The sequence below is a fragment of the Kitasatospora sp. DSM 101779 genome (assembly GCF_025655475.1).
Taxonomy (GTDB): Bacteria; Actinomycetota; Actinomycetes; order Streptomycetales; family Streptomycetaceae; genus Kitasatospora.
Genome location: NZ_JAHTIK010000001.1, coordinates 4,147,058 through 4,166,083, shown reverse-complemented (window position 1 = coordinate 4,166,083; position 19,026 = coordinate 4,147,058). Strand labels below are relative to the sequence as shown.

Genomic DNA, 19,026 nt, shown 5'->3' with positions numbered 1-19,026 from the left:
CCCGGCCGCGCGCCGGCCGGCCGGCAGCCCCGGCTCCGCCGCCGGCGGTGCCGGAGCCGGGGGCCGGGTCCGCAAGGCCCGGCTGCGGGTGATCAAGGCCGACCCGTGGTCGGTCATGAAGGTCAGCTTCCTGCTGTCGCTGGCCGTCGGTGTGGTCATCATCGTGGCCTCCGCGGTGCTGTGGATCGTCCTCAACGCGCTCGGCGTCTTCGACTCGCTGACCAGCACGCTGAAGGACGTCACCGGCTCGGACACCTCCGGTGGCTTCGACCTCATGGAGTACATCGGCTTCGGCCGGGTGATGATCTTCACCACGCTGATCGCCGTCATCGACGTCGTGCTGATGACCGCGCTCGCGACCCTCTCGGCGTTCATCTACAACACCGCGGCCGGCTTCACCGGCGGTGTCGAACTGACCCTCGCCGAAGAGGACTGAGCACCGGCCCCGGATCGCTGACATCGAGTCAGTTCCCGGGAACAAGGCGGGCCCCGACAGCTGTTGCAGCTGTCGGGGCCCGCTGGCATCCGGGTGACAGCGCCGCCGCCCCGGCGTGCCGGACCGCCCAGCGGCCCCGGGCGGCGGTTGGCTGTGGCGGTGCCGGGGGCGCCCGGACTGTCCGGTATGGCTGCTCGGAGGTGTTCTGATGGCCGAGGTCGCGACGGAACTGGTCGGTGCGGTGGAGTCACTGCTCGGTGCCCGGATCCCGGTGCGCCTGACGGCCTGGGACGGCAGCACCGCCGGCCCGCCCGGCGCCCCCGGTCTCGTCCTGCGCAACCGGCGCGCCCTGCGCCGCCTGCTCTGGCACCCGGACGAGCTCGGCCTCGCCCGCGCCTACGTCTCCGGCGACCTCGACGTCGCGCCGGACACCGACCTCTACGAGGTGCTCTCCGCCGTCGGCCGGTTCTCCGAGCGGACCGACGTCCACCGGCCCGGGCTCGGCGACGTGCTCGGGGGCCCCGGGAGGCGCGCCCTGCGCACCGCCCTGAAGGCGGGCGCCCTGGGCCCGCAGCCCGCTCCCCCGCCGGAGGAGGTCCCCAAGGGCCGTGGGCGCGCCCACAGCCGCCGCCGGGACCGCGACGCCATCAGCCACCACTACGACGTCGGCAACGACTTCTACGGCCTCGTCCTCGGCCCCAGCATGGTCTACTCGTGCGCCTACTGGACGCCGGAGGCGAAGAGCCTGGAGGCCGCCCAGGAGGCCAAGCTCGACCTGATCTGCCGCAAGCTCGGGCTGCGGCCCGGCCAGCGGCTGCTCGACGTGGGCTGCGGCTGGGGCTCCCTGCTGCTGCACGCCGTCCGGCACTACGGCGTCACCGCCGTCGGCGTCTCCATCTCCGCCGAGCAGGTGGACCACGCCCGCCGCCGGGTGGCCGACACCGGACTCGCCGACCGGATCGAGGTCCGGCTGCAGGACTACCGGGAGATCCCCGACGGCCCCTTCGACGCCATCTCCAGCGTCGGCATGGCCGAGCACGTCGGCGCCGTCCAGTACCTCACCTACGCCCGCGGCCTCTACGGCCTGCTCGCCCCCGGCGGCCGGCTGCTCAACCACCAGATCTCCCGCCGCCCCGACCGCCCCGGCGAGCCGTACGTCCCCAGCCCCTTCATCAACCGGTACGTCTTCCCCGACGGCGAGCTCGCCCCGGTCGGGAGCACCGTCACCCTCCTGGAGGAGGCCGGCTTCGAGGTCCGGGACGTCGAGTCGCTCCGCGAGCACTACGCGCTCACCCTGCGCGAGTGGGTCGCCAACCTGGAGGCGAACTGGCAGACCGCCGCCCAGCTGGCCGGCCGCGGCCGCGCCCGGGTGTGGCGGCTGTACATGGCCGCCTCGGCGGTGGCCTTCGAGGAGAACCGCATCGGCATCAACCAGGTGCTCGCCGTCCGCACCCCCGAGTCCGGCGCCAGCGGCCTCCCCGCCACCCGCGACCAGTGGCTCGCGCAGGCCCGCCGAGCCCCCGACCGGCCCCGATCGGAGCAGCCCGCCGATACGGATTTGGGAGATCGGCCGTCGGTCCGCTAATCTTTCAGTGCGGCAAGGGGCTATAGCTCAGACGGTTAGAGCGCTTCCCTGATAAGGAAGAGGCCACAGGTTCAAGTCCTGTTAGCCCCACCTGCACGAAGGGCCCGGATGACTCGTCATCCGGGCCCTTCTGTCTGCCTGTTGCGCCACACGCCACGCCAACGGCCACTCGTCCGATGACGCCCGCTGCCCGCCGCACGTCATGGACGGCGAGCTCCTCACCTCGTTGCCCGAGCCGACGGCAGGGGTGCCGGGACGGGGAACACGTCCGTTCGCGGCTCCGACCCCGGGGAGGCCGTGCGGCCCGGACCGGCGTGACGCCGGGCGCCCTTGGCTCGTTGGACCGGGTGCGCGGAGGCACCTTGGGGTTGGGCGACTCGAAACTGCTGTGAAGTCGGGGATTGCCGGGCGACAGAACCGGTCATTGGATCCGTGGACGTGACGCGACCTCCGCTCCTGCTGGCGGAAGACCATGCCCCCGGCCCGGGGTGAAGGGGCGGTCCACCATCCACTCCGTCCCGGAGGCGTACCCATGTCCAGGGAAGCTGCCCTGCTCGAATCCCCGACTCTCCGTCGCAGCCTGTGCGACCGGGTCGAGGCGCTCGACCATGTGAAGGCCCTCGTCCTGCTGCCCGACGGGCTGCACATCACGACCCGGATGGTCGCCGACTACTTCGAGGTCGGCGAGCGTGCGATCAACACCCTTGTCCAGCGGCATCGCGCCGAGCTTGTGGAAAACGGCCTCAAAGTTATCCACAGGGTTGTCCACAGTCCGGCAAACCCCCAGGTCAGCCCGAGCTTCAATTTGAAGCCTACCTCTAATGGGGGATGGCGCACGGCGCTCTACACGCGCCGCTCGGTGCTCAACATCGCCATGCTGCTGCGGCGGAGCGACGTCGCGCGGCGGGTGCGGTCGCACCTGCTCGACGTCGAGGGGGCGGCCGCCGTGGCGGTCGACCGCGATGCCCTCCTCACCGCCGCCGAGCAGTGGGTCCTGGCCGGCCAGGTCGGTGACCGGCTGGCCGCCTGCGAGCGGATGGTGCTGGCCGACCGGGCGCTGGTGCGGGCGATGAGTGCCCGGCTCTGCGAGGTCGCCCACGACATGCGCGAGCTCCGCGAGGACGTTGCCGAGCTCCGTCGCGGCCTCGGCCGACTCGGTGCCGTTCGGCCGCGCAGGTGGAGCCTCGGCCGCTGACCGGGTGATTCACGTCCCTGGACCTCTCGTCCCGGGCCCGCCAGGCTGGTGCCGACGAGTGGGGCCCGGGACGGGAGGCGGTCGACGTGGCGATCTTCTGGGCGATGAGCCTGCCCGGGCTGGTGTGCGCCCTGGTGGCGCTGGCCGTGCTGGACCAGCTGGCCCTGCACGCACGCAGGGCAGGGCGGCTGCCGTGGCGCGGTGCGGGCCGCGAGGGACAGGTCTCGGCGACCGGGTTCGAGCAGCTGCACGCCCAGTTCGCCGCCGGCAAGCAGCACGAGCTCAAGCAGCGCGCCACCACGCTGATGCTCCGCGACGAGGAGGGCGACGGCGCCCCGCCGCGCGGCGGCCTCGACCTGCGGCGCGGCACCGCCGTGCTGTCCCCCCGCCCGGGCGCCGCCGGCCCCCGGCAGGAGCCGTCGCGTCAATCGGGCACGAGGAGGGCCGGGTTGGACGCGGTGGCGGCCCGCTCGGAAGCGGGTTACCGGTGTGTATCATCGGCCGCAGGGCGGTCTGTCGGCCCGACCGCTCCTTGATGCTCGTACATCCGATCTGCAAGAAGGACGAGGTCCCGCGGTGAAGAAGCTTCTCCTGGTCGCCCTGGTCGCCCTCGGCGGCTTCTTTGTCTACCGTCAGGTCCAGGCGGACCGCGCCGAGCAGGACCTGTGGACCGAGGCCACCGACCCGGTCCCGGCCGGTCGCTGAGGCGCTGGACGATCTTCGTCGGTTCCGGTCCGGTCGGTCCGGCCCGGGGCCGCGGTCGGCGGCCCGCTCAAGATTTCCGTCGAGAGCGGGTACGCTAGTGCGCAGTGCACGGCTTCGTGCGCTGTTGCTGGGGCTTTAGCTCAGTTGGTAGAGCGCTGTCTTTGCATGGCAGATGTCAGGAGTTCGAATCTCCTAAGCTCCACACACGGATCGGCCGCTGACCTGGGATCAGGTCAGCGGCCGATCGTCGTTCCGGGCCCGGTGGGCCCGGGGATCCGCCGGGGATATCGCCCGAAGGATCAGTGCGGCTTGCGCGGGTCGTGCGGCTTGGGCCGGTCGGCGTCCGGCCGGCTCGGCGGCGGCGGGGTGGGCTTGGGCGTGGTGTCGTCGCCCTGCTGCTGGTCGTGCGGGACGGAGCCGTTCACCGGGGCGTCGGCGGCCGCTGCGGCGGTGCCCGTCCCGGTCGCCGGCCGCTCGCCGCTCGAGGAGTTGGCGCCGGTGCCGTTGTGCGCACCCGCCGGGGGCTCGACCAGCCACTCCGGGTTGTTCTGCTTGCGCCACCACTGCCAGGCGAAGACGCCGGCGCCGATCGTGACGACGCCGCCCACCGCGAGGCCGGTCGCCCAGCCGCTGCGGTTCTCCTTCTTGATGTTCTTGGCGGCCAGCTCGCTGATCTCGGCGGCGGTCACGTGGCCCTGCAGCGCGGTGAGCGCTGCGGCGCCGCGGACCTGGGCCTCCTGGGCGACCGGGACGACGGTGGCCCTGGCGCCGGTGTAGGCGTCGGCGACCTTGGGCCCGAGGGTCGACCTGGCCTGCTCGGCGGCCCTACCGGCGTTGATCTTGGCGGCCAGCGCCGCCTCCTGGGCGCGGTGAACGGCCTTCAGGGTGCTCTGCTGCGCGCCCGGCGGCAGCGAGAGGAAGGCGTGCTCCAGCTGCGGAGCGACGTGCTTGGCGTACTGAACGCGGGCCGCCTGCGCGGCCTGGGTGGCGCTGCTGCGGGCCTGTGCACCGGCCGCCGCGGCCTTCGGCCCGAGCGCCTCGACGGCCGGGCCGAACCGCTGCCTGGCCTCGTCCGCGTAGTGGAGTGCGGCGTCCTTGGCAGTGGCGGCGTAGACGGCGGCGGCTTCCTTGCTCCAGCCGGCGTTCTCGCGCGCTGAGTCCAGACGGGTCACGGGCTTCTCCTCTTCGGTGGCGTCCGGTATGCACATTTCCACCTCTTTCGAGATCATGCATCCCGTTATGGCGAGAGGCACGCCGGGCTGGGCCGTCCGCAGGGCCCGTGGGATGATTCCGGTGTCGACGGACCGGAACGACCCGGAGCGTCCCGGAGTGAAGGAGGGCGGTCGTGGCCCACGTGCGCACGGCGACCCTGAGGACCAGCCAGGGCGACATCGTGGTCGACCTCTTCCCCTTCCACGCCCCGAGGACGGTGGCGAACTTCGTCGAGCTGGCCGAGGGCACCCGCGAGTGGGTGGATCCGGAGTCCGGGAAGAAGGAGGCGAAGCCGCTCTACGACGGCACCGTCTTCCACCGGGTGATCGGCGGTTTCATGATCCAGGGCGGCGACCCGCTGGGCGACGGCACCGGCGGCCCCGGCTACGCGTTCGCCGACGAGTTCCACCCGGAGCTCGCCTTCACCAAGCCGTTCCTGCTCGCGATGGCCAACTCCGGCCCGGGCACCAACGGCTCGCAGTTCTTCATCACGGTCGCGCCGGCCACCCGGCTGACCCGCAAGCACACCGTCTTCGGCGAGGTCACCGACCCGGCCGGCCGGGAGGTCGTGAAGAGGATCGCCGCGGTGGCGACCGACGGCGACGACCGTCCGCTGGAGCCCGTGGTGATCGAGTCGGTGGAGATCACCCGGCGCTGATCCGCCGGCAGTAGCCTGGACGGTCCCGGTGGTGCCCGCGGAGGGCGGCCCCGGGACCTGTCACGAGGAGGGAATCCCGGATGCTCCCGGACGAGCCCGTACGTCCGCAGCCGGAGGGGTCGGCACCGCTGCCGGGCTGCTACCGGCACCCCGAGCGGGAGACCGGGGTGGGGTGCTCCCGCTGCGGCCGGCCGATCTGCCCGGAGTGCATGGTGAGCGCCTCGGTGGGCTTCCACTGCCCCGAGTGCGTGCGCGGCGAGGCCGCCGCGCACCGACCGGCCAGGACCTTGTTCGGCGGGCTCCCGGTGGGGGACGGCGCGCTGGTCACCAAGGTGCTGATCGGGATCAACGCGCTGGTCTTCCTGGTGACGGAGTACCTGAGCCCGGAGTGGGGCGTCCGGCTGGCGATGCTCAGCGGGACGCACGCCGGGGCCTTCCCGGTGCGGTTCGGCGTGGCCGAGGGCCCGGAGGAGTGGTACCGGCTGGCCACCGCGGTCTTCGTGCATGCCGGGCCGTTCCACATCCTGATGAACATGGTCTCGCTCTGGGTGCTCGGTCCTCAGCTGGAGCGGGTGCTGGGGCGGGCGCGCTACCTGGCGCTGTACCTGCTCTCCGGCCTGGCGGGGAACGCCTTCGCGTACGTGGTGACCGGGGGGAACGTCTACTCGGTGGGCGCGTCCGGGGCGATCTTCGGCCTGCTGGGTGCCACCGCGGTGCTGTTCCGGGTGACCCGGACGCCGCTCGGGCCGGTGATCGCGCTGCTGGTGTTCAACCTGGTGATCACCTTCTCGGTGTCCGCGATCGACTGGCGGGCGCACGTCGGCGGGCTGATCGCCGGCGCGGTCACCGGCGCGGGGCTGATGTACGCGCCGCGTGCCCGCCGGAACCTCGTCCAGGGGCTGACGGTGACCGGCGTGCTGGCCGTGGTGGTGCTGATGGTCGCGGTGGAGACGGCCCGTCTGGGGGCCTGAGGGCGGCCGAGGTGCGTGCCGTTGTCCACAGCGCGCGGCGGGTTGTGCACAGCTCGTTCGACCGGCGTTGTGCACGTACCGGGTCTACGCGCGTCCCCCTGGGTGAATTCGCCGTTCCGCGGAATGGCTGCGGAGGCCGGGCGGGGAAACGCGAACGGGTTATCCACAGGCTGGGGAGAGTTTTCCCCAGTGTGGATAACCGTGTGGATAAACGTACGAGCACTCGCCCGGTGGGCAGCGAAACGCCGCCCCGGGCGAACCGGGGCGGCGAGGGGCGGAACGGACCGGCCGTGCCGCTACTTCCACTGCGTGGAGACGCCGAATCCCGCCGCGATGAAGCCGAAGCCGACCAGGATGTTCCAGTTGCCCCAGCTGCCGACCGGCCAGTTGCCGCTCGTCACGTAGTAGGTGACGATCCAGACCAGGCCGATGAGGAAGAACGCCAGCATCAACGGGGCGACCCAGCCGCGGCCGGAGCTGATCTTCACGGCGGTGGTGGCCGGCGGCGTGTAGTCGGCCTTCTTCCGGACTCGGGACTTCGGCACGAGGAGCTCTCCTGTCGATGCGCTGTGACCGCGCGGTGTGCAGCGGAGCGCGGTGGCTGTGGGGGCCGGTCCGTACGGGAGACGTGCTCCGCACATGCCACCGGCGTCCGTTAGCGTAGTGGTTCGCCGGGTCTGAAGGAGATAAGGGTACGGTGCCTAATTCCATGATTCCCCCTTCTCCGGCAGTTCGCCGCCCCTCGCGCATCCGAATTGTCGGCCGTGCCCTGACCTGCGCCGTTTTCGCGCTGGCCGGACTGCTCTTCTACATCAGCGCCCGCACCGCCCAGGGCACCGACCTGCGGACCGACGACTCCCTGCTGGGGCTCAGCGACGTCATACAGCAGCGCAGCACGCAGAACCAGCAGATCCAGGCGCAGATCGGCGGCCTGCACGACCAGGTCGACCGGCTGGCCGGCGAGCAGAGCCAGGACCCGGCCGACACCGCGCACCTGGACGCGCTGGAGCGGACGGCCGGGCTGGAGCCGCTGCGCGGCCCCGGCCTCACCGTCACCCTCAACGACGCACCGCCCAACGCCACCGCCCGCATCCCCGGCGTGCCCGAGCCCGGCGTCAACGACCTGGTCATCCACCAGCAGGACATCCAGGCCGTGGTCAACGCCCTCTGGCGGGGCGGGGCCGAGGGCATCCAGGTCATGGACCAGCGGCTGATCGCCACCAGCGCGGTGCGCTGCGTCGGCAACACCCTGCTGCTGCAGGGCCGGGTCTACTCGCCGCCGTACGTGATCAGGGCGGTCGGCAGGACGGACGCCCTGCGCACCGCGGTGGACGCCGACCCGGCGATCAAGAACTACCTGCAGTACGTCGCGGCGTACGGGCTCGGCTGGAAGGTCCAGGAGAGCGGCGACCTCACCGTTCCCGGCTACCAGGGCTCGGTGGATCTCTCGGCCCAGGCCGCTCGTTAGGGGTGTGGAAGGACGACGGGCGGCGTGCCCCGGCGGTGCGGCGTCTAATCTGGTCTCCGAACCCGATCCGAGGAGCTCGATGTACGGCTGGCTCTGGCGCCACCTGCCGGGGAACACCCCGGTCCGCGCGATCATCTCGCTGCTGCTCGTCCTCGGGGCGGTCTACGTCCTGTTCCACTACGTCTTCCCGTGGGCCGAACCGCTGCTGCCCTTCGGCGACGTCACGGTGGAGAACGGCACCGGCTGACCGGCCGCCGCTCCCCGTCCCTTGCCCGATCCGCACACCGGACCCACCCCAGGAGAAGCACGCATGAGCTCCGCAGGCTCGCCCCGGATCCTCGTGGTCGACAACTACGACAGCTTCGTCTTCAACCTCGTCCAGTACCTGTACCAGCTGGGCGCCACCTGCGAGGTGGTACGCAACGACGAGGTGACCGTGGAGCACGCCGTGCGCCGCGCCGGGGACGAGGGCTTCGACGGGGTGCTGCTCTCGCCCGGCCCCGGCACCCCGGAGGAGGCCGGCGTCTGCGTCGAGATGGTGCACCACTGCGCCTCGATCGGCCTGCCGGTGTTCGGCGTCTGTCTCGGCCTGCAGTCGATCGCCGTCGCCTACGGCGCCGTGGTCGACCGCGCGCCCGAGCTGCTGCACGGCAAGACCTCGCTGGTGGAGCACGAGGACGGCGGCGTCTTCGAGGGCCTGCCCTCGCCGCTGACCGCCACCCGCTACCACTCGCTCGCGGTCGAGCCCGGCACCGTGCCGGACGGCCTGGTGGTGACAGCGCGGACGGACAGCGGCGTGATCATGGGCCTGCGCCACCGCGAGCTGCCGGTCGAGGGCGTCCAGTTCCACCCCGAGTCGGTGCTCACCGAGGGCGGCCACCGGATGCTCGCCAACTGGCTCGCCGAGTGCGGATTCCCGGAGGCGGTCGGGCGCTCCCGCGGACTCGCCCCGGTCATCGGCCGGAGCTGACACGGTGACCGCCGTACGCCCGGAGGGGGGCACGCAGCCGGACCGTGGGGCCGACGACTGGGGCGTGTACGAGTCCGCCGACCCGCAGCCGCCGGCTCCGCACCGAGCGGCCCCGCACGACGGCGCGTCGCCGGGCGGGCGGGCCGGCTGGCCGGCCGACTGGCAGCTCGACGACCGGACGATGCAGCTGCGGACCGTCCCCGAAGCGGCGGCACCCGCCGTTCCCGCGCCGCCGGCCGCGCCGGAGGGCCGTGCCGAGCGCCGTCGTGCGGCCGGCGGGCTGGGCGCCCCCGGCACGGGCCGTCGCCGGGCCCAGGGCCGCTCCGGCGCGGCCGCCGCACGGCCGCGGCCCAAGGAGAAGAAGCGGGTCGTCCTCGCCCGCGCGATCGGCGAGCTGTTCATCACCCTCGGCCTGGTGATGCTGCTGTTCGTCGCCTACCAGCTGTGGTGGACCAACGTGCAGGCCGACGCCTCGGCGAACGCCGCCGGGGACCGGCTGGAGCAGCAGTGGAACAGCGCCCCGCAGCCCACCGGACCGGCCAAGCCCGGTTCGACGCCGGCCGGGCAGTTCGAGCCCGGCAAGGGCTTCGCGCTGCTGTACATCCCCAAACTGGGCCTCAAGTACCCGATCGCCGAGGGCACCCAGAAGCAGCAGGTGCTCGACAAGGGACTGGTCGGCCACTACACGGGCACCGCGATGCCGTCGGACGCGGCCGGCAACTTCGCGATCGCCGCGCACCGCACGACGCACGGTCAGCCCTTCCGCAAGATCGGCCAGTTGGCGCCCGGTGACAAGATCGTGGTGGAGACGGCGACCTCCTTCTACACCTACGAGGTCGCCGGCGGCATCCCCGAGACGCCGCCGACCAACGTGACGGTTCTTCAGAAGATCCCCAAGGGGTCGCCGTTCGCCCAACCGGGTCGTTACATCACGCTGACGACGTGTACACCCGAGTTCAGTGCCCGCGGACGCCTGATCGTGTTCGGGAAGATGCTCGAGGAACGGCCGAGGAGCCAGGGCAAGCCCGCCGCGCTCACCGGCTGATCCCGCACCCGGGAGGCCACGCCGTGAGTCCTGTGTCCGTCGGTCGTCGGCTCGGGGCGGCGGCCGGCGCCGCCGGCGAGCTGATGATCACATTCGGGGTGGTGATCGCCCTCTTCGCGGTGTACTCGGTCTGGTGGACCGACCTGGTCGCGGACCGGCAGGCCGGGCAGCAGGCCGCCCGGCTGCGCGCCGGCTGGAGCGCGCCCCTGCCCACCGGGGCGCGGGCCCGGACGGTGGGCGCGGTGGGCTTCCTGCACGTCCCGGCGCTCGGCCGGGGCAACGAGGTCGTGATCCGGGCCGGCACCGGCGCCGACGTCCTGGACACCGGGGTCGCCGGGCTCTACGAGGCCCCGTACCGGTCCGCGATGCCCTGGGACCCGGTCGGCAACGTGACCCTCGCCGCGCACCGGGACGGCCACGGCGCCCGCTTCCACGACCTGGACCGGCTCGGCCCCGGGGACCCGGTGGTGATCGAGACGGACGACCACTGGTACGTCTACCGGGTCGACGGCGTGCTGCCGGAGACATCCCCGGACAACACCGGCGTCATCGCCCCCGTCCCCGAGGGCTCGCCGTACACCCGGCCCGGCCGCTACCTCACCCTGACCACCTGCACGCCGGTGTACACCTCGCTGTACCGCCTGGTGGTGTGGGGGAGCCTGCAGCGGGTCGAACCGGTGGACGCCCACCGCACCCCGCCGCCCGAACTGGCGGCCTGAAGGGCCGCGACGACGGCGGACCCCGGGAACGCGGAAGGGGCCGCGCGCCGTGCGCGGCCCCTTCCGTGAGTCGTCCGTCCGTCAGTTGCCGGCGGGCGGACCGTCGCCGGCCCGCGTGGTCAGGCGGACGACCGCGCCCGCGTCGACCGGGGTGCCGGACGGCGGGTCGCTGCTCAGGACGATCGCGTTGTCGTCCTGCGGGCCGAAGACGACCTGCGGCTGGAGGCCCTTCTGGGTGAGCAGCGCGAAGGCCTGCTTGTAGGTCTTGCCCACGAGGATCGGCACCGTGGGCTTCTCGGCCAGCTTGCCGACCGTGATGGTGACCTGGGCGTTCTTCTTCAGCTGCCCGCTCTTCGGGTTCTGGTCCAGGACGAGGTCCACCTGGGCCGGGTCGGTCACCGACTGGGTGGCGACCTTGACCGTCAGGCCGGCGTCGGTGATCGCCTGGCTGGCCGCGTCCTTGGTCTGGCCGACCACGCTCGGCACCGGGACCTTGCCGGCGCCGCCGGAGATGGTCAGGGTGATCTGCGTGCCCGCCGCGGCCTTGCCCGTCGGGCTGTAGGAGATGACCTTGTCCTGGGCGACCGAGTCGTCGTTCTTGATCTCGGTCTTGACCGTGAAGCCCTTGCCCGTCAGCGTCGTGGTCGCCGCGTCCACCGACTGGCCGGAGACGTCCGGGATGTCCGTCTCCACCGGGCCGGAGGAGAGGTGCACCTTGATCGGGGTGTTGAGGTCGATCTGCGAGTTGGCGACCGGCTCCTGGGTGCAGACCTGATCCTTCTGGATCTTCGCGTCCGGGCAGGCGATCGGGGTGCTCTGCTGCACCTGCAGCTTCTCGTTCTGCGTCTTCGCCTTCGCCTGCGCGTCGGCGAGGCTCAGGCCGACCAGGTTCGGCGCGGTCGTCTTGCCGCCGCCGCCACCGCCGCTGTTCAGCATCGCCTGGACGACGAAGAACGCACCGACCAGCACCAGCACCGCCGCGACGGCCAGCACGATCCAGGAGGTGTTGTTCTTCTTCTGCTGGCTCTGCCGACGGCTGCTGCGGCTGTAGCCGTCCTCGTCCTCGTAGCCGCCGCCCTGGCCGCCGGAGCCGCCGTAGCCGTCGTCGTGCGCCTGGGGCGGGTAGCCGTAGCCGGACTGCTGGGAGCCGACCTGCGGCAGCATCGTGGTCGGGCCGGCCGCGCCCTGCTGGGGCAGCAGGTTGGTCTGGCCGTACGGGTCGTACTGCGCGGCGCCGCCCTGGTCGTAGCCGTAGCCGGCGCCGCCCATGCCGTACGCGGCGGCCTGTTGGGCCGCGGCCACCGGCAGGCCGTCGAGGAAGCGCTCGATGTCGTCGCGCATCTCGTCGGCGCTCTGGTAGCGGTAGTCGCGCTCCTTGGCGAGGGCCTTCAGCACGATCGCGTCGACCTCGAGGCGGACCTCCGGGTCGAACGCGGACGGCGGCTGGGCCTCCTCCCGCACGTGCTGGTACGCCACCGCCACCGGCGAGTCGCCGACGAACGGCGGACGCACGGTCAGCAGCTCGTACAGCAGGCAGCCGGTGGAGTAGAGGTCGGAGCGGGCGTCGACGGTCTCGCCCTTGGCCTGCTCGGGCGAGAGGTACTGGGCGGTGCCGATGACGGCCGAGGTCTGCGTCATCGTCATGCCGGCGTCGCCCATCGCCCGGGCGATGCCGAAGTCCATCACCTTGACGTTGCCCTGGCGGGTCAGCATCACGTTGGCGGGCTTGATGTCGCGGTGGACGATGCCCGCCCGGTGCGAGTACTCCAGCGCCTGCAGGATGCCGATGGTCATCTCCAGCGCGCGCTCCGGCAGCAGCCGGCGGCCGGAGTGCAGCAGCTCGCGCAGGGTCGAGCCCTCGACGTACTCCATCACGATGTACGGGATGGAGATGCCGTCGATGTAGTCCTCGCCGGTGTCGTACACGGCGACGATCGCGGGGTGGTTGAGCGAGGCCGCGGACTGCGCCTCGCGGCGGAAGCGCGCCTGGAAGGACGGGTCGCGTGCCATGTCCGCGCGGAGGGTCTTCACGGCGACCGTGCGGCCGAGCCGGGTGTCATGGGCCAGGTAGACCTCGGCCATGCCGCCGCGTCCGAGGACGCCGCCGAGCTCGTACCTGCCGCCGAGGCGACGAGGCTCTTCCATAGTTCCGACCCTCTCCCTCACCGGGTGGTGAGGATGTGACGTAGGTGTCCCCGCACGCACTGTTGGACGCTCGCCGCCGCCACAGCGGTTCTGTGACGGCGACACCCCGGCCGGAGCCGCGGCTCAGCAGTGGGTACACCCGCTGCTGGCGGATACGCTACCGGGCGAACCTGTGGCAACCCGAACAGCCTGCCAGCTGAGACCAGACCGGTATGCACCGGAACGGTCCTACTGTGACGATTCCCTCAGGTCCTCCGGGCCGGTGCCCGCTGCTACTTGCCCTGCACCACCGCCTGCATGATGCTCTTGGCGATCGGCGCCGCGATCGAACCGCCGCTGATCTCGTTCCTGTTGCTGTCGCCGTCCTCGACCACGACCGCCACCGCGACCTGCTTGCCGTCCGCGCCCTTGGCGTAGGACATGAACCAGGCGAACGGCAGCCCGCTGTTGTCCAGGCCGTGCTGGGCGGTTCCGGTCTTGCCGCCGACCGTGACCCCGTCGATCTTCGCCTTGGTGCCGGTGCCGTTCTGGACCACCGACTCCATCAGCTGCTGGAGCTTCTGGGCGGTCGTCGCCGAGACCGGCTGGCTCATGACCTTCTCGGAGTGCTTGGAGACCACCGCGAGCGTGCTGGAGCGCTCCTGGTCGACCAGGTACGGCTCCATCAGCGTGCCGTTGTTGGCGATCGCCGCGGCCACCATCGCCATCTGCAGCGGCGTGGCGCGGGTGTCGTGCTGGCCGATGGCGTCCATCGCGGTGCCGTCCGGCGAGGAGTTGGACGGGAACACGCTGGTGGTGGCCCGGATCGGCACGTCCACCTTGGGGTTGTTGAAGCCGAACTTCTCCGCCTGCGCGCGCAGCTTCTGCCCGCCCAGCTCGGCGCCGATCTTGCCGAAGACGGTGTTGCAGGACAGGTCCATGGCGTCCTGCAGCGTGGCGTTGGTGCAGGGCTCGGTCTTGCTGGCGTTCTGCAGCTCCTGCTTGGTGCCCGGCAGGAAGTACTGCTCGGGGGTGTCGGTCTTGTCCCCGGGGTTCTGGAACTTCCCGTCCTCGAACGCGGCGGCCGCGGTGACCAGCTTGAAGGTCGAGCCCGGCGGGTAGGTCTCGCGCAGCGCCCGGTTCAGCATCGGCTTGTTCGGGTCGGCGTTGAGCTTCTTCCAGGCGTCGGCGTCCGCCGCCGAGCTGCCGGAGAAGGTGCTCGGGTCGAAGGACGGGGTGGAGACCAGGGCCAGGATCGCGCCGGTGCGCGGGTCGATCGCGACCGCCGCGCCCTTCTTGTTGCCGAGGCCCTCGAAGGCGGCCTTCTGGGCCTTGGCGTCGATCGTGGTGACGACGTCGCCGCCCTTCTTGTCGTCACCGGTCAGCATGTCGAGGGTGTTCCGGAAGAACAGCCGCGAGTCGGTGCCGGCCAGGATGCCGTCCTCCAGCGACTCCAGCTGGCTGGTGCCGAAGGACTGCGAGGAGTAGCCGGTGACCGGCGCGTACACCGGGCCGTCGACCCAGCTGCGCTTGTACTTGTAGCGCAGGCCGTTGACGAAGTCGGAGTTGGTGACCGGCTGGCCGCCCACGATGATGTTGCCGCGCGGGTAGGCGTACCGGTCGTACTTGTTCCGGTCGTTGTTCTTGTTGGTCGCCCAGGCGTGCGCCTGGACGCCCTGCACCCAGTTGGTGCGCACCATCAGGGCGAGGACGAGGATCAGGCAGAAGACCGAGACCCGGCGGATGGGCTTGTTCACGTGTCGGATCCCTTTCAGGCCGAGGCCGGGGCGGCGGCCGGCTCCGGTTCGGCGGCCGGGCGGCGCGCACTGTCGCTGATCTTGAGCAGGATGGCGATCAGGGCCCAGTTCGCCACCACCGAGGAACCGCCCTGGGCGAGGAAGGGCATCGTCATACCGGTCAGCGGGATGAGGCCGGTGACGCCGCCGGCGACCACGAAGACCTGCAGCGCGAACGCCGAGGACAGGCCGACCGCGAGCAGCTTGCCGAACGGGTCGCGGGCGGCGACGGCCGTCCGCAGGCCGCGCTGCACGATCAGGCCGTACAGCAGGAAGACCGCCATCATGCCGGTCAGACCGAGCTCCTCGCCGAACGAGCCGAGGATGAAGTCGCTCTTCGCGGCGAACTGGATCAGCCACGAGCGGCCCTGGCCGAGGCCGGTGCCGGTGACGCCGCCGGAGCCGAAGGCCATCAGGGTCTGGCCGATCTGCTCGCTGGTGCCGGGCGGCGGCGGGTCGGCGAAGGCCGCCATCGGGTCGAGCCAGGAGTTGATGCGGGTCTGCACGTGCGACTCGACGGAGGCCACCACCGCGGCGCCGCCGATCGACATCACCAGGCCGAAGACGATCCAGCTGGTGCGCTCGGTGGCGACGTACAGCATCACCACGAACAGGCCGAAGAACAGGAAGGACGAGCCGAGGTCGGTCTCGAAGACCAGGATCAGGATCGACAGCAGCCAGACCACGATGATCGGGCCGAGGTCGCGGCCGCGCGGCAGGTACAGGCCCATGAAGCGGCGGCTGGCCAGTGCCAGCGCGTCCCGCTTGACCATCAGGTAGCCGGCGAAGAAGACCGTGAGGATGATCTTGGCGAACTCGCCGGGCTGGATGGAGAAGCTGCCGATGTGGATCCAGATCTTGGCGCCGAAGTCACCGGCCCGGGCCGGGAAGAACGCCGGCGCGGCGAGCAGGACGAGGGCCACCGCCATCGAGATGTACGTGTAGCGCTGCAGGATCCGGTGGTCCTTCAGCAGCACCATGACGCCGATGAAGAACGCGATGCCCAGGCCCGACCACATCAGCTGGTTGGCGGCCGCCGGGTAGTTGTTGGCGAGCAGCTTGCCGGCCTTGTCGAGCCGCCAGATCATCACCAGGCCCAGCCCGTTGAGCAGGGTGGCCAGCGGCAGCAGCAGCGGGTCCGCGTACGGCGCGAAACGGCGCATCAGCAGGTGCGCGATCAGGGCCAGAGTGCCCATGCCGAGGCCGTACGCCAGCATGCCGGCCGGCAGCGAGCCGTCCATGGCGAGGCCCACGTTGGCGTAGGCGAACATCGGCAGCACCACCGCGAAGCCGAGCATGGCCAGCTCGGTGTTGCGGCGGTTCGGCGCGTTCTGCGGCGTGATCGTGGTGTTGCCCCGCCGCGCGCCGCGGCGGTCGGTGTCGCTGTTGCTCAGGTCAAAGGTGCTCACGTGTAGGCCGCTCCCCGACGGCTGAGTCCCCTGGCGGGGTCGGTGCTAGGGGGTCGGGCAGGAGGTCGCCAGCTGCTTCTCCTGCTCGGTCAGTTCGGGCGTGGTGCCGGGGTTGCCGGTGTTCAGGGTGCCGGTGTTCGGACTCGGGCTCGGGCTCGCCCCGGGGGCCGGGGTCTCGTTGCGGAAGCCCACCTGGGTCAGCGCCGTGCCGGACGCCGACGGAGACGCCGCCGACGGGCTCGGGCTGGCACCAGGCTGCGGCGTGGCGCCGCCGCCGGTGGCGCCCTGGCCGGACTTGGCGCCCTGCGAGACCTTCTTGCAGACCGCCGCCTGGGTGCCCAGGGTGCGGACCTGCTCGCGGGCGTCCGCCAGGCTCTTCGCCTGGATGGTCTTGGTGACCTGCGTCCGCTGGTAGGTCGGCAGGAACTTGAGTTCGATGTCGCCGTGCTGCTCGTACACCGAGGACAGGTTCAGGCCGGCCAGTGACTGGTTCAGGCCGCGGTAGACCGCCACCCCGTCGCCGTCGGCACCGACGTAGTACTGGTCCTGCGTCCACTTCCAGCCGACGTACCCGCCGCCGCCCAGCAGGCCGAGCACGGCCAGCACGGCCAGCGAGACCTTCAGCTTCCGGCCCTTGCGCTTGCGCCGGGACGGGCGCTCGCCGTCGTAGCCCTCGTACGCCTGCGCATCGGCGCCGTAGCCCTCGGCCGCGCCGTAGCCGTCGTCCTCGTAGCCCTCGGCGGGGCCGAAGCCCGCCGCCTCGTAGCCGCTGGCCGGGCCGAACGCGCCCTGCGGGGCCTGCGGGCGCCCGAGGCCCGCGGCGCGGCCGGCCGGGGTGTTCAGCAGGTTGTGGTCGCCGTGGTGCGGCTGCGACTCGGCGACCGCGCCGACGACCACCGGGATGTCCGCGAGCTGCCCGCTCAGGGTGTCCGTGGCGCCGACGTCGATGACGTCCGCCACGATGCAGGTGATGTTGTCCGGGCCGCCGCCGCGCAGCGCCAGCTGGATCAGCTCCTGGACGGTCTGCTGCGGGGCGTAGTAGCTCCCGAGCGTGGCCTCCAGGGTCTGGTGGCTGACCGGACCGGACAGGCCGTCCGAGCAGATCAGGTAGCGGTCGCCGGCCCGCACCTCGCGGATCGAGAGGTCCGGCTCGACCTGGCCGCGGCCGTCCAGCGCGCGCATCAGCAGCGACCGCTGGGGGTGCGTCTCCGCCTCCTCGGGCGTGATCCGGCCCTCGTCCACCAGGCGCTGGACCCACGTGTGGTCCTGGGTGATCTGGGTCAGCGAGCCGTCCCGCAGCAGGTACGCCCGGGAGTCGCCGATGTGCACCAGGCCCATCCGCTGGCCCGTCCACAGCATCGCGGTGAGGGTGCAGCCCATGCCCTCCAGCTGCGGGTCCTCCTCGACCATCTGCCGCAGCCGGTCGTTGGCGCCCTGAACGGCGTCGCCGAGCAGGGTCAGCAGGTCGGCGCCGGGGATGTCCTCGTCCAGCCGGACGATCGAACCGAGCACCTCCGAGGAGGCGACCTCGCCGGCCGCCGCGCCGCCCATGCCGTCCGCGACGGCGAGCAGCCGCGGACCGGCGTAGCCGGAGTCCTCGTTCCCCTCCCGGATCAGGCCCTTGTGGGAGCCGGCGGCGAAGCGCAGCACCAGGCTCATGCCGTCGCCGCCCCCTTCCGGGCCCGAGCGGTGGCGACCATGCCGTGGGCGCGCACGGCAGCGGCAGCGCGGCGCCCGCGCTCCCGACTGGTCTTGGACGGGGTGGTGTCCCTCATGCGCCGCTACTTCCGCAGTTCGATGACGGTCCGGCCGATACGGATCGGCACGCCGGGCTGGAGCGGCATCGGCGCGGTGAGCCGCTGCCGGTCCAGATACGTGCCGTTGGTGGAGCCTAGATCCTCCACCGTCCACTGCCCAGTCTGATCCGGGAAGATCCTGGCATGGCGGGAGGAGGCGTAGTCGTCGTCCAGCACGATCGTGGAGTCGTGCGCCCGGCCGAGCGTGATCGTCTGCCCCTGCAGGGCGACGGTGGTGCCGGCCAGCGAGCCCTGCACGACCACCAGGTGGGTCGGTGCGCCGCGGCGCTGGCGCGGCTGCGGGGGCGCGGACTGCCCGCCCTGCTGGGGCGGGCGGCCGGTGGACGCGGCGGCGGCGGTTGCGGTGCGCCGCGCCGTGCGCGGGTTCACCTTGGTGCCGAACAGGTCGCTGCGGATGACCTGGACCGCGACGATGACGAACAGCCACAGCACGGCCAGGAAGCCCAGCCGCATGACCGTGAGGGTCAGTTCTGACATGAGTGGCCCGCTCTACCCTTCGACCTGTCGGTAGACGATGGTGGTGGACCCGAGGACGATTCGGGAGCCGTCGCGGAGCGTAGCGCGCTGGGTGTGCTGCCCGTCCACCACGATGCCGTTGGTGGACCCGAGGTCGAGCACCATCGCGGGCGTCCCCGGCCGGATCTCCGCGTGCTTGCGGGAGACCCCGGGGTCGTCGATCCGGATGTCCGCCTCGGTCGAGCGGCCGAGCACGCACGCGTTGCCCGTGATCTGGTGCCGGGTGCCGTTGACCTCCACCCAGCGGCGGGTGTTCGCACCGCTGTGGCCGGCGCCCGGGAAGGGGCGGACGTTCCCGCCGACCGCGGGCGGACCCTGCGGCGTCGGCGGGGGCCCGGCGGGGGGCGGCGGCGCACCGTACGGTGCCGCGCCCTGCTGCTGCCACGGCGCGCCGGGCGCG

At 71.9% G+C, this 19,026-nt stretch carries 20 protein-coding genes and 2 tRNA genes; 14 read left to right on the top strand and 8 right to left on the bottom strand.

The window, feature by feature from the left end:
• The 7 genes from KSNIM_RS18925 to KSNIM_RS18895 form a co-directional block, all read left to right on the top strand.
• Positions 1-436, top strand: a 436-nt coding sequence (locus tag KSNIM_RS18925) for a DUF3566 domain-containing protein (protein WP_263104396.1), incomplete at its 5' end; no start/stop codon positions are given.
• Positions 437-644: 208 nt separating this feature from the next.
• Positions 645-2,021: an SAM-dependent methyltransferase gene (locus KSNIM_RS18920; protein ID WP_263104395.1), complete on the top strand. Its 1,377-nt coding sequence runs from the start codon at positions 645-647 to the stop codon at positions 2,019-2,021.
• 16 nt (positions 2,022-2,037) lie between these two features.
• Positions 2,038-2,111 (top strand) — tRNA-Ile (locus KSNIM_RS18915).
• Between the two features lie 442 nt (positions 2,112-2,553).
• Positions 2,554-3,216 carry a hypothetical protein gene (locus tag KSNIM_RS18910; RefSeq protein WP_263104394.1) on the top strand — a complete coding sequence of 221 codons (663 nt, stop codon included), beginning with the start codon at positions 2,554-2,556 and terminating at the stop codon, positions 3,214-3,216.
• 86 nt (positions 3,217-3,302) lie between these two features.
• Positions 3,303-3,752, top strand: a complete 450-nt coding sequence (locus tag KSNIM_RS39120; protein ID WP_317634033.1) for a DUF6191 domain-containing protein — start codon at positions 3,303-3,305, stop codon at positions 3,750-3,752.
• Between the two features lie 40 nt (positions 3,753-3,792).
• Positions 3,793-3,921 carry a DLW-39 family protein gene (locus tag KSNIM_RS18900; protein ID WP_014137031.1) on the top strand — a complete coding sequence of 43 codons (129 nt, stop codon included), beginning with the start codon at positions 3,793-3,795 and terminating at the stop codon, positions 3,919-3,921.
• 129 nt (positions 3,922-4,050) lie between these two features.
• Positions 4,051-4,123, top strand: a tRNA-Ala gene (locus KSNIM_RS18895).
• A 97-nt stretch (positions 4,124-4,220) separates the two neighbouring features.
• Here the strand turns inward: KSNIM_RS18895 and KSNIM_RS18890 are convergent.
• A complete protein-coding gene (locus KSNIM_RS18890; protein ID WP_263104393.1) occupies positions 4,221-5,093 on the bottom strand; it encodes a DUF5324 family protein in 873 nt (290 codons plus the stop codon).
• A gap of 173 nt (positions 5,094-5,266) precedes the next feature.
• Here KSNIM_RS18890 and KSNIM_RS18885 point away from each other — a divergent pair, with 173 nt between their 5' ends.
• Complete coding sequence (locus KSNIM_RS18885) at positions 5,267-5,791, top strand: peptidylprolyl isomerase (RefSeq protein WP_263104392.1); 525 nt, start codon at positions 5,267-5,269, stop codon at positions 5,789-5,791.
• A gap of 80 nt (positions 5,792-5,871) precedes the next feature.
• Positions 5,872-6,762 (top strand): rhomboid family intramembrane serine protease, encoded by an 891-nt coding sequence (locus KSNIM_RS18880; protein ID WP_263104391.1) that lies wholly within the window; start codon positions 5,872-5,874, stop codon positions 6,760-6,762.
• Positions 6,763-7,058: 296 nt separating this feature from the next.
• Here KSNIM_RS18880 and crgA read toward each other — a convergent pair whose 3' ends face one another.
• Positions 7,059-7,307 (bottom strand): cell division protein CrgA, encoded by a 249-nt coding sequence (crgA, locus tag KSNIM_RS18875; protein ID WP_263104390.1) that lies wholly within the window; start codon positions 7,305-7,307, stop codon positions 7,059-7,061.
• 164 nt (positions 7,308-7,471) lie between these two features.
• Here crgA and KSNIM_RS18870 point away from each other — a divergent pair, with 164 nt between their 5' ends.
• The 5 genes from KSNIM_RS18870 to KSNIM_RS18850 all read left to right on the top strand — a co-directional run bounded on the left by KSNIM_RS18870 (position 7,472) and on the right by KSNIM_RS18850 (position 10,964).
• Complete coding sequence (locus KSNIM_RS18870; protein ID WP_263104389.1) at positions 7,472-8,230, top strand: DUF881 domain-containing protein; 759 nt, start codon at positions 7,472-7,474, stop codon at positions 8,228-8,230.
• Between the two features lie 79 nt (positions 8,231-8,309).
• Positions 8,310-8,477: a hypothetical protein gene (locus KSNIM_RS18865; protein WP_263104388.1), complete on the top strand. Its 168-nt coding sequence runs from the start codon at positions 8,310-8,312 to the stop codon at positions 8,475-8,477.
• 63 nt (positions 8,478-8,540) lie between these two features.
• Positions 8,541-9,200 carry an aminodeoxychorismate/anthranilate synthase component II gene (locus KSNIM_RS18860; protein ID WP_263104387.1) on the top strand — a complete coding sequence of 220 codons (660 nt, stop codon included), beginning with the start codon at positions 8,541-8,543 and terminating at the stop codon, positions 9,198-9,200.
• A 4-nt stretch (positions 9,201-9,204) separates the two neighbouring features.
• Complete coding sequence (locus tag KSNIM_RS18855) at positions 9,205-10,245, top strand: class E sortase (protein ID WP_263104386.1); 1,041 nt, start codon at positions 9,205-9,207, stop codon at positions 10,243-10,245.
• A 23-nt stretch (positions 10,246-10,268) separates the two neighbouring features.
• Positions 10,269-10,964: a class E sortase gene (locus KSNIM_RS18850; RefSeq protein WP_263104385.1), complete on the top strand. Its 696-nt coding sequence runs from the start codon at positions 10,269-10,271 to the stop codon at positions 10,962-10,964.
• A gap of 81 nt (positions 10,965-11,045) precedes the next feature.
• Here KSNIM_RS18850 and pknB read toward each other — a convergent pair whose 3' ends face one another.
• From pknB to KSNIM_RS18820, 6 genes are all read right to left on the bottom strand, one after another.
• Entirely contained in the window at positions 11,046-13,109 is a 2,064-nt protein-coding gene (gene pknB / locus KSNIM_RS18845) for a Stk1 family PASTA domain-containing Ser/Thr kinase (protein ID WP_263104384.1), read from the bottom strand.
• Between the two features lie 272 nt (positions 13,110-13,381).
• A complete protein-coding gene (locus KSNIM_RS18840) occupies positions 13,382-14,845 on the bottom strand; it encodes a peptidoglycan D,D-transpeptidase FtsI family protein (RefSeq protein WP_263104383.1) in 1,464 nt (487 codons plus the stop codon).
• Between the two features lie 14 nt (positions 14,846-14,859).
• Positions 14,860-16,293 carry an FtsW/RodA/SpoVE family cell cycle protein gene (locus KSNIM_RS18835; RefSeq protein ID WP_411543739.1) on the bottom strand — a complete coding sequence of 478 codons (1,434 nt, stop codon included), beginning with the start codon at positions 16,291-16,293 and terminating at the stop codon, positions 14,860-14,862.
• Between the two features lie 45 nt (positions 16,294-16,338).
• The gene (locus KSNIM_RS18830) at positions 16,339-17,952 is read right to left on the bottom strand and encodes a PP2C family protein-serine/threonine phosphatase (RefSeq protein ID WP_263104382.1); all 1,614 of its coding nucleotides are present in this window, start codon (positions 17,950-17,952) and stop codon (positions 16,339-16,341) included.
• Between the two features lie 122 nt (positions 17,953-18,074).
• Positions 18,075-18,587 carry an FHA domain-containing protein gene (locus KSNIM_RS18825; protein ID WP_263104381.1) on the bottom strand — a complete coding sequence of 171 codons (513 nt, stop codon included), beginning with the start codon at positions 18,585-18,587 and terminating at the stop codon, positions 18,075-18,077.
• Positions 18,588-18,599: 12 nt separating this feature from the next.
• The coding region (locus KSNIM_RS18820; RefSeq protein ID WP_263104380.1) for an FHA domain-containing protein at positions 18,600-19,026 on the bottom strand (427 nt) is incomplete at its 5' end.

Excerpts from the sequence above, each read along its gene's own strand:
- KSNIM_RS18870 (WP_263104389.1), top strand. The coding sequence starts at position 7,472 with ATGATTCCCCCTTCTCCGGCAGTTCGCCGCCCCTCGCGCATCCGAATT.
- KSNIM_RS18860 (WP_263104387.1), top strand. The coding sequence starts at position 8,541 with ATGAGCTCCGCAGGCTCGCCCCGGATCCTCGTGGTCGACAACTACGAC.
- KSNIM_RS18920 (WP_263104395.1), top strand. The coding sequence starts at position 645 with ATGGCCGAGGTCGCGACGGAACTGGTCGGTGCGGTGGAGTCACTGCTC.
- pknB (WP_263104384.1), bottom strand. The coding sequence starts at position 13,109 with ATGGAAGAGCCTCGTCGCCTCGGCGGCAGGTACGAGCTCGGCGGCGTC.
- KSNIM_RS18825 (WP_263104381.1), bottom strand. The coding sequence starts at position 18,587 with ATGTCAGAACTGACCCTCACGGTCATGCGGCTGGGCTTCCTGGCCGTG.
- KSNIM_RS18830 (WP_263104382.1), bottom strand. The coding sequence starts at position 17,952 with ATGAGCCTGGTGCTGCGCTTCGCCGCCGGCTCCCACAAGGGCCTGATC.
- KSNIM_RS18865 (WP_263104388.1), top strand. The coding sequence starts at position 8,310 with ATGTACGGCTGGCTCTGGCGCCACCTGCCGGGGAACACCCCGGTCCGC.
- KSNIM_RS18880 (WP_263104391.1), top strand. The coding sequence starts at position 5,872 with ATGCTCCCGGACGAGCCCGTACGTCCGCAGCCGGAGGGGTCGGCACCG.
- KSNIM_RS18910 (WP_263104394.1), top strand. The coding sequence starts at position 2,554 with ATGTCCAGGGAAGCTGCCCTGCTCGAATCCCCGACTCTCCGTCGCAGC.